Below are 13,505 nucleotides of genomic sequence, written 5' to 3' on the forward strand. Positions count from 1 at the left end.
GGTATAATCCGCCGGCCTTCTGGGGGCCTATAGCTCAGTTGGTTAGAGCAGAGGACTCATAATCCTTTGGTCCACGGTTCGAGTCCGTGTGGGCCCACCACCTTTAAAGCCGCGCACTGCGCGGCTTTAAGCTTTTTAGGGTTGTGGCATCTGGATCAGCCTATGGTCCAAAGGTACAAAATCGGTACAGTACTGGTTAGCCAGTCTGCCTTTGGAGTCCTTATCTGATGGCAACAATCGTCAAAACCCCTGCCGGCACATGGAAAGCCGTAGTCCGAAAAACGGGCTGGCCGACCAACGCCAAAACCTTCCGCACCAAGCGCGACGCCGAAGACTGGGCACGCCGCACCGAAGACGAAATGGTGCGCGGTGTGTACATCCAGCGCAGCGGCTCCGAGCGCATGACGCTGGAGAAAGCTCTAGAGCGCTACCTGTCCGAGGTGACGCCCAGCAAGAAGCCCACTACGCGCAAAGCCGAAGCCACCAAGGCCAAGCAGCTGATCCAGCACCTGGGCAAATACTCCATGGCCGCCCTCACCGCTGAAGTCATCGCCAAGTACCGCGACACAAGGCTCGGCACCCTGAGCAAGCGCGGCCTTCCCACCAGCAACAATACCGTGCGGCTTGAACTGGCCCTGCTCAGCCACCTTTTCACGGTTGCTATTCAGGAATGGGGCCTGGGCCTTACCTTCAACCCGGTGCTGAATATCCGCAAGCCCAGCCCTGGAGACGGCCGCGACCGCCGACTGTCCGCCGACGAAGAAAAGCGCCTGCTCACTGCGGTGAACAGCCACAGCAACCCCATGCTGGGCTGGATCGTCCGAATCGCCTTGGAAACGGGCATGAGATCGTCGGAGATAACCGGCCTACGTTGCCATCAGGTAGACCTGAAAAAGCGCGTGGTACGGCTCGCAGACACCAAGAACGATAGTGCTCGCACCGTTCCCCTTACCAAGCTGGCAACCGAAACATTCAGGGCCGCCCTGGAGAACCCCGTTCGCCCCAAAGACTGCAATCTGGTGTTCTTCGGTGAGCCGGGAAAGGACGAGAAACGTCGCGCCTATGCCTTCACCAAGACCTGGGGGCTGCTGAAGAAGAAGCTCGGTATGCCCGACCTGCGCTTCCACGATCTACGTCATGAAGCGGTCAGCCGCTTGGTCGAGGGTGGCCTATCTGATCAGGAGGTCTCGGCCATCAGCGGTCACAAGTCGATGCAGATGCTTAAGCGCTACACGCACCTGCGTGCTGAAGACCTTGTTGGCAAGCTGGATAAGCTCGAGAGGAAAACGACCAGGCGCAACAGGCAACAGGCTGACAACTGATCTGCAGCCATGCAGCCTGGCATTTTTTCACCGCGCTTACTGAGGGCTTTAACTGACCCAGCTTCGGTCACCAGCCCTCAGGCATCTTCGCTGTCTGGCTTGTAGAAAAGATCCCAGCTGCTCTGGTGCGTGACGCGAGGGTCTTGCCCTGGGATCGGGGTCAGCTTGAGGCCGAGGGACTTACCCTCCTCCAACCGGCGCTCCCAGGGCCGGTCAGTGCCTAGCAGTCGACCAAGATGCTCAGCACGAGACTCTTCTCGGCCCTCCCAAGCCCTGACAAGCTCCTGGTACTCATCGCTTGCCGCCAGTCGATAAGCCACGTCAACCAGATCACTCCCAACCCAATGCGCAAAGGGAAGCGTCCTCTCAACTGCCGCAAGACGCGCTTCATCGCTCTCCAGATCGACCTCACCCTCTTCATACAGTCGCTTAGCCAGGGCAATGGCCTTGCTGAAATACGCATCCGCACCAGGCTGCTCCGCATGAAGAAACTCAGGGAAGGTCAGCGCCGTTAATGGCGCCACATGACCATTGGCCGCATCGGTCACACCAGTTACCAGCCAGAACGCGTATTTCGGCCACAGGTGGGCAATCGACTCGATCATGGCTGAGGTCGGTTTCTGCTTGCGCGAGAACGCACTACGCCACCGGGCGGACGGAATGCCTGTGAGCTGGGAGAGCTTTTCCCAGAAGCCGCGACCAGCGTACGGCGGCTGGCTCCATAGGCTGAGCAGCGCTGAGAACGGCCCTTCGTGCCCCTTTAGGCTCTCAAGGTCAGCCGGAGACATCTGCTCCTTCAGAATCAGAATGACGCGGTCTTCAATCGTGCTTGACATCGTAAGCCTTCGATCATAAAAAGAACCAAATGTCTAAAATATAGACATTTGGTATTTTTTAAGGACTCTTACGCCTTTTTCGCGTAATGAGCGCAGTGTATCGCAAGCCATACAAGGAGTCGCAAGATGACAGTCGAAGAAACCCTGCTGAACCGCTACGGAGGCTCACCACTGCTTTCCCTCGAGCAGCTCGCAGAGGTGCTACATCGCAGCAAAAATGGCCTGAGGATCTCCCTGAGCGGCGAAAACGAACTGTCCGCGAAGCTACACCCGTGCAAGGTTAAAATCGGCCGGCGCATCTATTTCAAAACCTCTGCAGTCGCTCGCGTCATCGAAGAAGCCTGATCGCTATGAGCATCAAAGCCATGAACTGGGCATGGGAGCAGCCGCTCCCGCCTGTGCCGAAGCTAGTTCTCATGGCGCTCGCTGATAACGCAGATGATCACGGCTACTGCTGGCCGAAGATGAAGACGATTGCAGCGAAGTGCAGCACTTCGGAGCGCACCGTCCAACGCACTATCAAAACCCTGCTGGCTGCCGATCTGCTGAAGAAAGACGCTCGATTCGATGCCAGCGGCCGGCAGGTTTCTAACGGCTACACACTCGCTTTGACCTACCCCGACAAATTGTCACCCCCGGCTGACGACATCGCCAGGGAGGGTGACACCACTGTCACCCCCGGGGTGACACAGCTATGTCAGGGGGAGGGTGACATAGCTATGTCACCCCTAGAACCACCATATGAACCATCAAATGAATCATCAGTAAGCCGCACGGCAAAACTGACGCGGCTGAGTGCCCTGGAGAGTAAACAGATCGCCCTGCTGATCAGCTCCGCTCCTGCTAGTCAACAGGAAGCGATCACCTCCCAACTGTTGAACGCCCTGGCCAAGGGAACCATCCGTACTTCCCCATCACGCTGGTTGAACGCTGTCATTCGCCGGACAGCGAGCCACAAACATCCACATAGCCCGCCAGCGCTGTCGGAAGCGGACTATGTGAAACGTTTGGTTCAAGGCGGAATATCGACAGAAGATGCACAGCGCATTGCCCAAAAGACCTTTAGTCGCCATGTAATGGCAGTACCACGAGTCGCAAACGCTCCACTCGATCATTAAGCAGATGCCCAAGACCTCCTCCGATGCTAGCCATAGCTAACTGGTGATGGGCGCCCAGTTCTTATCTTGCTTTTACTGATATTGAACGGGAGAATGGCCAACCAGCGAGAAATATTACACTCAAAAAACTATCCATAAGAGCAATAGCATCAGGCGCAAGCCAACGTCCAATCTTGACTTTATTATGAACTTAAAACTTTCAACTTCGGCACACCACAACACCCATATAAACACATAAGGAAATACCCAGCATGCCACGCAGGATTCCCGATAAAATAATCGCGCTACTTGTTCTCCTAGCAGGAATTACCATTGCTGCCTATGCTTTTTTTAGCATTTCAGACCCAGTATCCTACTTCATTTCGGCATCATTCTTCTTCATTGGAATTGTAGTATCATATAGCATTGCATCAACAGCAGGATTTGATGCGGCACTTATGCACTTCAAAGAGGTCATAATTGGATCAACCAATATCGGGCTAACCTCAATTAAAAAACTATCCGAAACCCCACCCGAAGAACTTTCAAAAAGAACAAAGAGCAGCTTTAAATTTCTTGGCATAGCTGGCGAGAAATTTCTTAGAGAGACCCTAGAGAAAGTAGACTTCTTTAGAAGAAACAAGAATCCGGATCTCGTTAAGATAATGCTAATGGATCCATTTAGCGATGATCTTGAGCGCCTAAGCAGCAACAAAAAACTTCAAACTGAATACAGAAATAAAATTATCGCCACGATAGCGACGCTAGCCAAACTAAGAGAGGACGGATACCACTTCGAGGTCAGGCTGTATCCTAAAAAACCACCACTAAGACTGCTTATAATAGATGACTGCGTTACGGCACTATCAGTATATGAAGCAGACTCATCCGGCTGGAAGAATGCGCAGCTAATTTTTGATGGAAAAAACAACGATGATTCCCTCGCCCCTTATTTTGTTGAAACATTCGACGATCTCTGGGAGCGTGGAATAAATATAAACCTAGACCAAAGAAGCAAAGCTTTGTCTCCTTACTTGAACGGCGCAAAGTCAAACAATAGAGACAAGATTGGAATGGTTCACGGAAGGTTTCAGCCATTCCACCATGAGCATTTCGAGTATGTTCTGCATGGAGTTGCGAATTCTGAGCTATGCCTTATCGGCATTACTCAACCAAACATAAATTGTGTTAGCGAATGCGAGATACTTCCTCATCGCGGTACCCCCGAAGGCAACCCGTTCACCTTTGAAGACAGAAAGAGGATGATAACGCTGTCACTAGAGCGATGGGGAGTTCCGCCTGAGAGGTATCAGATTATTCCTTTTGAGATTGACAATCCAGAAGTAGCGATCCCCTACCTTAAGCAAGATTACACTGGAGATATAGTTCACTATATACGCTTGTTTAGCAAATGGGAGCTGTACAAAAAAGAACTTCTTGAGCAGGCCGGCATGAAGGTCATAGCCTTTCAACCTCTTCACAGTGACTTCATGATAAAAAACGCCACAGGGACTCTTGTTAGAGAACTAGTATCATCTAAAAGAAATTGGAAAGATTTTGTACCATTCGGGACCAAGCAAGTCATCAACGCGGCGATGAAGCGAGGGGCATGACATGTTTCTTTCGGATATTGAAATTAGAAAAGCCATTCAGAATGGGGATTTTTCTATTTTGCACAATACCCCCCTGATATAAGATCCGCCTCCATTTGCCTGCACCTGTCAGAAAACATAATAATACCATCTTACACATCTCACGAGGTAGATGTTCGCAGGCCGGAGACATACCCGGCTTGTATTGCCGAGCGCATCGCCCCATCTAATGGACACCTCCTTTTACCCGGCGACTTCATACTCGGCTCTACCCTTGAAGGAATTGCTTTTTCTAATTCTTTAGCAGGCCATATTTCCAACATATCAGGCCTGGCCAGACTAGGTCTAAATACAATCTTATCAAACTATGTATCACCCGGCTTTGGAGCGGGGCTTGCCAGACCCATTACCCTTGAGATTCATAATTCATCAATTGCGCCAATTAGAATATTCCCAGGAATGCGCATTTGCCATTTACTATTAGTTAAACTTAGCAGCACAGCACATAGTGGTTACGACCATAGCAACCCTGGAAAGTATCTGACCAACGCTCCCCAGGGCTCTGAATTCTATAAGGACACGGGCTTATTCAGCGCTGAAGCACTGTGCAAAAAATAATGCAAACACTAAAACTTCCATCATAAAACATAACGATCTGTTGAAGGCTGGAGTCAGTCTATGGCGGCCGACTGCTTCTGGTAGATATCTTCAGGCCGCCTCCCTAAGCATTTCTCGAAGCGGAATACGCTGAAGAGCTTGGAAAATCTTTCTTGCTGGCTTCAGCTCCGACCAAGCCTCCTCCTACGCGATTATTCCCCTCCTACGCCCCAGTATGTTGCCATTCTCAAACCCTCGGGCTAGAGTGCGCCCGTCGTGGTAAGTCCCACGACCGGGTGTGACAACCCGATTCGTTCGAGGCGCGGTAGCGCCATAGTTTAAGCACCAGCATACGATTGCTTGGTTGCTTAACTTCTATGGTGGGCCGTGTGGGGCAGGCTTTTGCCTGGCCGGTTCCCTCGGACGCCGGTTTGTCACCCCCGCACGGTCCGCCACCCATATCCGAGTGACAACGGCGGGTGACGGCTCCTTAATCGTCTGAGGAGCACAAGGAAAATGCGCTACCCCTTTTTTACCCGAGAGCTCCGCCTTGGGCTTCAGGTCTTGCTGTTCACCTCTGACCAGGAGGTGCGCCATGGCTGAGTTCGAATCCTGCGTTGTACCTTTTCCGCTGCAGCGAAGCCCGCTACATGAATCCGAACGCTCTCCCCTACCCTCTGAAGCAGCAGCTGAACTACGCGGTGTCATGCTCGGCAATCTGCTGGATCAACTAGCTGAACCAGATGGACTGCAACCCGAAGATCTGCGCGTGCGGATCGCTGCTTACTCAGCCCTGGATCTGCTCGATGAAATGGTCGTGCTTTATCGCCGAGCTCTATCCGAGGCGCGAGGAGGTGCAAGATGAGCAAAGGGGTAATGACCTGCCTCCCACCTCGCGATGGCCACCCAGGTGTGGAGATCACGTGGGCAGCCGACTGCCGGGAAGCATTCGACCAAGGTGCCAAGCTGGCCCAGAGCTGGCTTGATAATGCTCGCGACGGCTGGCTCTGGGCAGTCATGATCGCCGAGCGCGATTTACTGCCATGCGCAATAGAACGGAGAGCCTTCGAAGTGGGCTTCCTAAGCCGCCTCCACCAGCGCATAGGCGCTCACCGGCGCCGCAGCAAATCGGATACCCCCCTTTCACTGGGGTTATAGAGCAGATGGCCGTGAGCCGGCCTCGCCGGCTCTCGCGAACCATCATATACCGGCGAACCACAGGGGCGCTCTCACTCTGGCGCTCAGAGAACGGCTAAAAGCAGTGTGTTCAGAAATACCAAGGTGCTCGTGGACCACGTCCAGCTACCATTAGGCTAATTCACGGGCGTGAGAGATAAGAGGCGAGGACACGCTATCATGCTGATGTATCCGGCTTCGGAAGGTCTGGCCGAAGCCGATAATGTCCACCGCCACCGATGGTGCACCGGACTACCACGCCAGTGCTTCATCCGAAGGGAATGCTCCGTCGAGCAAAGGATAGCCAACTACTATCATCGCCAATTTCACGCAGCTCGGGTGACCTCAATCGACGACACCATCGGTGTCCAAGGTATCCCACAGTGTTCGCGCCATGCGGCCGACCTCCGCATATGTATCGGTTATAAGCGCTTTAAGTTTCGCCTTCAGCAACTCGTTAGGCATTCGATGGGCTTTAATCAGTCGCAACGCCGCCAGCCGATAAGCCGGATCGGCATCGGAAAATAGATCGCACAGCTGCAATATCTCTGCCTCTGTGAAGACAATCTCCGAATCAAACAATCTTGCAACCGACTCTGCGCGGGGAAGTTTTGCCCTTATGTATTCCACCAGCTTCGATCTTGATATTGGTGACTGAGTGGCACGCTGGATCAGCCAAGACAGAGCTAAATCCCTCACATCGCGGCGCGTATCATTCAGCAAATCAAACGCTCGATCATCTGGAAACGGCCGAAGGTAGTTCATCGCCTCCAACAGCGCCTCTCTCGGGCTATCGGGAACGGTGCCACCGTACACGGGATAGGGCTCCTCATGCGCCAACCAATGCTGATACGCCTCTTCCAACATCGATTCAGACACGACGCCCCCACTTTTGACGTGCTTGAGCGCCAAGTTCGCCGCTGCCACCGCGACGCGCGCACTGGATGCATGCATCGCCTTGCCCACTCCGTTAGACACCTGCGGCCAGGTTGTGCTGGTTTTCGCGAGAGTTCCTAGGAGATGTTCGAATCCCGAGGTGATCGGACCGTCCAGACGATTGAGCAGGAGCTTTATGCCGGTCTCGCCTTGCTGGCGCGCGAGGTAGCAGGCAGTAAATACTCCAAGGCCGGTTGCCTTGGCGAGCAGAACGGCAAGCCGATCAGGGTCCGGAGGCTCAAGACTTTCCAGTAGTCTGGTTGCCGATATTGCCAGCCATTGGGGCTTTTGCAGGGCTGCATGTTCAAGCTTGGCGCGGTCGAGCCCCAAGGAAGCTGCCCGCTCCCAGTCCAACTCCGGGACGTCGACTTCGATGGTTTCTGGGAGAAACCAGGCTAGTGGATCTGCGCGTTCTTCTTTCATTCGCGCACAAACAGCCGCGGCCTCGAGCTGGAGCTGCCCAGGGTGAATTACCGAAAGTCCGATTAAGCCACGTAGAACTTCACGCATCGGCTCACGGTCGACGTGTTCCATCGCCCACCAGATATCCGACGCGGGCGACTCGTTCCATCCAGTGATCTCGAAGAGCGCGCTCAATTGCAGCGGTGGGTCCAGTGCGGTCCCGTTGCCGACGGACTCATTCTGAGTGGCCAGTGTGCTGAGCAAAACGTCCATGGCGGTGGTATGCGCTTGCCTGTATTCAACGGGTGGGAACATCGCTGCGAGAGCGTCATCGCTCAGGTCATGCCGGACACGGGGCAGCTCCATTCCCGCCTTTTTGGCAAGCTTATGCAGCTTAATGTCGAAGCCGACGGTATTGAAGGCTTGGTTGGTAAACAGCTCACGCAAGGCAGCAAGTTGATCGACCGACCGTTCTGCGAGCCTCCGTCGCACTAGGGCTAGCGCCATGCTTTCGTGGAGCTCGTTTTCCGGATTCCGCTCGAACAAAAAGCTACTGATCGACCTCATTGATTTTATCGACGTCGGCGGAGAGCTGCTTTCCAAAAACTCGTGGAACTTGTTCTGGGCTGTATCAATATCGAGTTCGGCCATCTCGACTTCACATGCCCACGCAACCCTTTGCGTCCAGGCTTGGCTCGAATGCAAACGTACCCTGGATAGTGCGCTAATCACTGACTCATATCGCGTGACAAGTCGTGCTAAAAGCAAGCCAAAACGATAAGCCATCACCGTGTTGTCGGAGTCAACTTTCGCAAATGACAACTGTACAAGACGCTGGGCGGTATCATCCGACACGTCGGCAGGGGTTGCTACCAACAATCCCAAGGCACGCTCGAGTGCATAGCGATCCCCTTGCTCCACCCGCGCCAGAAAAGCCTGCAGGACTTCCTCACACATCTCGGCGCTGGCAAAAACCACCACCTCGCTCCAACGCTCGTAGTCATCCAGACACAAAAATAACCTGCGCGCACGTTCGGTCGCTTCGTGGTTTGTCCATATAAACCTTGCAGCAGCAAACTCGGCAAAAGTTTTGTGGACGAACGTAATCAGGGTCGTCGTTCCGTGGCGCACTTGCTCGATCAGGCCTACCTGCTGCCAGTACTTCAAAGCGGCGTTAACGATGGACTGAGCTTTGAGCAGCGTCACACCCAGATCCGCGCGAAGATGAATGGCAGTTCGAGTAAGTAGATCAGAAGTCTTGGCAAGTGGGTCGGAGATCAGTTCCCAACCAACGATGTCAAAGACCCGGGCCAGCACAGCTGAATCTGGTTGATCCTCCAGAGCTTTGCGGGTGTTTGGCTCAGCATCGATGACCTCGAAGAGGTTTTGATATAGCTCAGTCTTGGACGTGCCCAAGGTCCCCCCGCGTGCAAGCAAGGATGCGGCCATGCCTAACAGTTGAGGGCTTTGCGAAATCACGGCCTTCGCCGCGTTACCTTCTAATTGCTCGGTCGCCAAAGCAAGCGCCCAATTCGAGTCCTCCGCCGCTCGCTTGGGGGCTGCGGCCTGTAACAACTTGGCCAGGTTATCCGCTCCTCGCTCGGACTCTGGAGCGATCAGTTCGTAGTGCCTCCACTCCGCCAGCTCGCCAGTCTGGTACCCAATGGGGCGTGTCGTTACGATGATTCGGACACGCGGATTGCCTGTGCTGAACTGCCGAATGCGTGTTGCTACCAGTTCTTGATGTACATCGCATTCGTCCAGCCCATCGCATAGCAATACCCAGTCGGCAATCGAACTGTCGCGAACCTGTTGGAATGGTACTCCTGAGCCATCCAAACCCAACTGAAAAACGCTGTCATCGAAGCTGTTGCCTGCTGCGAGTCGAGCAGCGATATCCCGCAAGCGAACCTTCAGGACCGGCAGTCCATCGCGCGCATAACGACAAGCGAGCCGTGTCATGAGCGTGCTCTTGCCCATACCCGGCCCCCCTATCACGACAGCGCGTGTGTAGAACCGACCGATCCATTCGGCTTCTAGGGTCTTCTGTTTGTTCCAGCCGGAACGCGGGGCGCTGGAACCTGAATGATAGCGAGCCAAGGCCGCGGCCGGATCAGTAGGTTCTGGCTCGCCCGGCTCCGCCACACCCGCTTTGAGAGGCAGCCAAGCCCTGTCAATCGAAAGCGAGTTTTTAACACCGAGCAAAGAAAAGTGCTGGTTAGAATTGGCGACCCAGCAACTGACCCGGGAGGCGACACTGGCTGGTGTTGCGGCTGCACTCGCTTGGACCCCCATACCCATCAGCATTTGAGCCAAACCAGCTTGTTCCCAACGGCCGCGTCGTTCTGTGATTGCATGCGCGTCTTGTAACAGCCGGAACCAAACGCTATCCGCATCGGAGGCTCTAGCAAAGATATTTGTCAGGCGGGCCCGGGTCATCATCACCGAGATCGGATCTACATCCGATGCATGCACGACTTGAATACGGAGGCGGGCACACACCTCCTCCACAGGCAGCGCGTCGTCGCTGAGTCGCTTGAGCCACTCCTGGCCGATATCGCTTAGGTTGTCGGTGCGCCCTTCGCCTAGACGCCGGCTATCTGTGGCCAAGTCCGTCCAGATAGTCTTACTCGTGTCCGGAGAAACAATGAGGACGCCATACTGGATAGTGCCTGCGTCGAGACCAACTGCCAGAGTTTGCATGGCCTCCCACAGATTCTGGCCACGACTTAAGCCGCGCTTGACCTGCGTTTCGAGAACTTCCCCGTTTCTCAACTCAATCCGGATATCGTCACCCGGGCCGCCAGTCTCAGCCCAGATAGCCGTTGGGATATCTTCAATCAAGCCATCCAGCCACCCCAACGATGCGCCAAGCAACATGTGACTCCCGGCAATCGCCGTAACGGCAGCTTGAAAGTTCATCCCGGACGCCGTCGCGGCGCCACCGGCATTGCGACGTGTACGACCCTTGGTGTCTTGTTTCTTTGGCTTGGTCGCCATCTATTTTCCTGTCGAGGATCTTGGGCTGCACACAATGCAGTCGAGCCATGTCGCTACGTGAGAGAGCACTCTGGCACACGCCGTTCGGCGCCTTTTCGCTCTCAGCCCATTCAGCCTAACCGGATTGGAGGGCATTTCGCCATCTGACAAAATCGTAGCGTGTCACTGCCACGCGAACGTGTCCCGGACAGTACGCCGCATGCGAAGTCTGCAGACTGTTTCACCGATATGTGGCGCCATCGCCATGTCACCACCGAAGTAGATATGCAATGCAACACAGTCCACCTGCAAACTCACAGAATTCGGCGTTCTGGTGTTCACGACGATGTATACGGTCGATTACTGCCGTACGGCGCCCGACTACTATCGCAGCGCCTATGGAGCCGTATCTCCCGCTCCCAACTATTCAACCCAGCGGTTCAGAATGCACGGAGAAAGTGGAGGGCAAGATAAAAGGGGGCGGCACTTCGTTAGCCTGAAAAGCAGTCTGCACGGGGGTTGGAGACGGCACTCAATGCAAGCATAGGCGTGCCGTGCACAAGGCAAATGCCCGCCAATTCTGGCTTTGGAGCGTGCCTAGCACTCCTCATTACGATCAGCTTGGAACAGACATCGGTAACCGAACCTACAGCTGGAAACCGATGCCGATGCATAGTCATACCTGGCAGCTTGTAGCCCTTGGGCCACAAGACAGCTCGAGCTGAGCCATTTTGTAGCCCAAGGGCTACAAATTGCCTCTTTCGACGATGTTTCTGAAACGCTGAAGAAAGCTTGCAAGCAACAACCCTGATCAGTCTCGCTCATCAATCTAACCAACCCGACATCAAAATTAGACTGTGAGCCGAATAGACGGCATTATCGGCTCACTGGATGAGCCGAATAGGCTCGCTAATCGGCTCACAGATGAACGCATCTTATGAATGAACCACTCTGGATCTGGCAGCAGCCCGACTGGCCGCACTTCACCTGGCAAGCCGATGCGCTTGCACCGCTGCTGCGCGCATGCGGCCAGGCCCAGGGCCGCTTACTCGGGATGCTCGGTGTAGTGGGCAGTGACACCGAAGCACAGAGCAGTCTGGATGCCCTGCTGCAGAACATTGTCACCTCATCAGCCATCGAGGGTGAGCAGCTGAATGTCGGCTCCGTACGTTCTTCACTGGCGCGGCGCCTAGGGTTGAACGAAGAAGGCCATACCACCTCCCGCTCCGAAGGTCTGGCGGAACTGCTGCTCGATACCACCCGTGCGCATCAACAGCCGCTAGACGAACAGCGACTCTTCACCTGGCACCGCTGGCTGTTCGCCAGTGATGACCAACTGCTGGCTCGACCACTGCACATCGGCGCATTGCGCGGCGAAGAGCCCATGCAGGTAGTTTCAGGTCGGATAGACCGCCCTACCGTACATTTCGAAGCCCCTCCCCGCGCAGGGCTTGAAGTGCAACTGTCGGACTTTCTTGCCTGGTTTGAGAACAGCCGCAGCGATGTCGGCCTCGATCCCTTTCTCCGCGCCGGTATTGCCCATTTCTGGTTCGTTACCCTGCACCCCTTCGAAGACGGCAATGGCCGCATCACCCGCGCCATTACCGACCTGGCATTGGCCCAGGGCGAACAACAGGCCATCCGCTTTTACGCCATGTCCGCGAGCATCCTTGATGACCGCGCCGGTTACTACCGCATCCTCGAAGCCAGCCAGAAAGGCACCTTGGACATCACTGCCTGGCTGCAATGGTTTCTCGAGACACTGGTCAAGAGCCTGGAGCAGGCCCTTGCTCGCATCGATCGCGTGCTGGTGAAGGCGCGCTTCTGGCAGGTACACCGCAGCCAGCCCCTATCGGCGGAGCAGATCAAAGTGCTTAACCGCCTGCTCGATGGCGGCGAAAGGGGTTTCGAGGACGGTATCAGCGCGGCGCAATACCAAGCGGTGGCCAAGGTTTCAAAAGCCACCGCGACCCGTCACCTGAGCGACCTGCTGGAAAAAGGCTGCATCGAGCGACTGCCCGGTGGCGGGCGCAGCACGCGTTACCAGATAGCACGCTGAGCACCTTAGCCGACCGAATCAGCCTTTGGTGCGCCATCGCGCCATAGGACAATGGTCGCGATCCCCTTGAGCCATTGAAAGCAATTAGCCATTATCCAGATCAGTGCTAGGCATCAGGGTTTCGGCACATCTGCTCGCCCCTGACACGGGCGCCCATCAAGCAGCTCGGCTTAAGGAAGAAAAATGGATTACAGCCCGATAGTCGCCCAGGTCTGGGGCATGCTGACCTGGTTCATCCCAGCGGCCCTGCTGATCGGCATGCTCAAATCGCCCTGGGCCAAGGGGCAGATCGGTGAACTACTGGTGCGCCTATTCGCCCATTGGCAGTTGGACAAGCAAACCTACCGCCGCCTGCACAACGTCACCCTGAACACTACAGGGTAATGCCGACCTAGGCGGCCGCTGCTCGCGCGTGGGCGCGGGTGTTCCACCAATGGAACAGAATAAATCGTGGTCTGGCCCCTATTATTCGTGGCCTGCCCCTATCATCATATTCGCGACATCTTAAT

General features: G+C 55.0%; 10 protein-coding genes, 1 tRNA gene and 1 pseudogene. 10 read left to right on the plus strand and 2 right to left on the minus strand.

All coding sequences use genetic code 11. From position 1 onward, the window contains the following. Positions 1–23: 23 nt before the first annotated feature. Together LPB260_RS17840 and LPB260_RS17845 are read left to right on the plus strand one after the other, a co-directional pair. A tRNA-Ile gene (locus LPB260_RS17840) sits at positions 24–100 on the plus strand. A 127-nt stretch (positions 101–227) separates the two neighbouring features. Continuing rightward, complete coding sequence (locus LPB260_RS17845; protein ID WP_208707141.1) at positions 228–1,322, plus strand: site-specific integrase; 1,095 nt, start codon at positions 228–230, stop codon at positions 1,320–1,322. Positions 1,323–1,399: 77 nt separating this feature from the next. Here LPB260_RS17845 and LPB260_RS17850 read toward each other — a convergent pair whose 3' ends face one another. Then, positions 1,400–2,158 carry a hypothetical protein gene (locus LPB260_RS17850; protein ID WP_208707142.1) on the minus strand — a complete coding sequence of 253 codons (759 nt, stop codon included), beginning with the start codon at positions 2,156–2,158 and terminating at the stop codon, positions 1,400–1,402. Between the two features lie 126 nt (positions 2,159–2,284). Between LPB260_RS17850 and LPB260_RS17855 the strand changes: the two genes are divergently transcribed. From LPB260_RS17855 to LPB260_RS17875, 6 genes are all read left to right on the plus strand, one after another. Then, positions 2,285–2,503, plus strand: coding sequence for a DNA-binding protein (locus tag LPB260_RS17855; RefSeq protein ID WP_208707143.1), 219 nt, complete (start codon positions 2,285–2,287; stop codon positions 2,501–2,503). 5 nt (positions 2,504–2,508) lie between these two features. After that, positions 2,509–3,276: a helix-turn-helix domain-containing protein gene (locus LPB260_RS17860; protein ID WP_208707144.1), complete on the plus strand. Its 768-nt coding sequence runs from the start codon at positions 2,509–2,511 to the stop codon at positions 3,274–3,276. Positions 3,277–3,527: 251 nt separating this feature from the next. Then, positions 3,528–4,868 (plus strand): hypothetical protein, encoded by a 1,341-nt coding sequence (locus LPB260_RS17865; RefSeq protein WP_208707145.1) that lies wholly within the window; start codon positions 3,528–3,530, stop codon positions 4,866–4,868. Positions 4,869–4,946: 78 nt separating this feature from the next. Continuing rightward, positions 4,947–5,465, plus strand: coding sequence for a hypothetical protein (locus LPB260_RS29445; protein ID WP_371926160.1), 519 nt, complete (start codon positions 4,947–4,949; stop codon positions 5,463–5,465). Between the two features lie 574 nt (positions 5,466–6,039). After that, a complete protein-coding gene (locus tag LPB260_RS17870) occupies positions 6,040–6,309 on the plus strand; it encodes a hypothetical protein (protein ID WP_055985363.1) in 270 nt (89 codons plus the stop codon). Beyond that, on the plus strand, positions 6,306–6,602 hold the full coding sequence (locus tag LPB260_RS17875) for a LasR-specific antiactivator QslA (protein WP_208707146.1): 297 nt from the start codon (positions 6,306–6,308) through the stop codon (positions 6,600–6,602). The genes LPB260_RS17870 and LPB260_RS17875 overlap by 4 nt, the downstream gene beginning before the upstream one ends. Before the next feature lie 363 nt (positions 6,603–6,965). Here the strand turns inward: LPB260_RS17875 and LPB260_RS17880 are convergent, their stop codons facing one another. After that, positions 6,966–10,958, minus strand: a complete 3,993-nt coding sequence (locus LPB260_RS17880) for an NACHT domain-containing NTPase (protein ID WP_208707147.1) — start codon at positions 10,956–10,958, stop codon at positions 6,966–6,968. Between the two features lie 916 nt (positions 10,959–11,874). Here LPB260_RS17880 and LPB260_RS17885 point away from each other — a divergent pair. Then, positions 11,875–12,996 (plus strand): Fic family protein, encoded by a 1,122-nt coding sequence (locus tag LPB260_RS17885; protein ID WP_208707148.1) that lies wholly within the window; start codon positions 11,875–11,877, stop codon positions 12,994–12,996. A 183-nt stretch (positions 12,997–13,179) separates the two neighbouring features. After that, positions 13,180–13,371: pseudogene (locus LPB260_RS17890) on the plus strand (nuclease); the annotation flags it as partial. Positions 13,372–13,505: the final 134 nt, after the last annotated feature.

The sequence above is a fragment of the Pseudomonas sp. LPB0260 genome, from assembly GCF_013388395.1.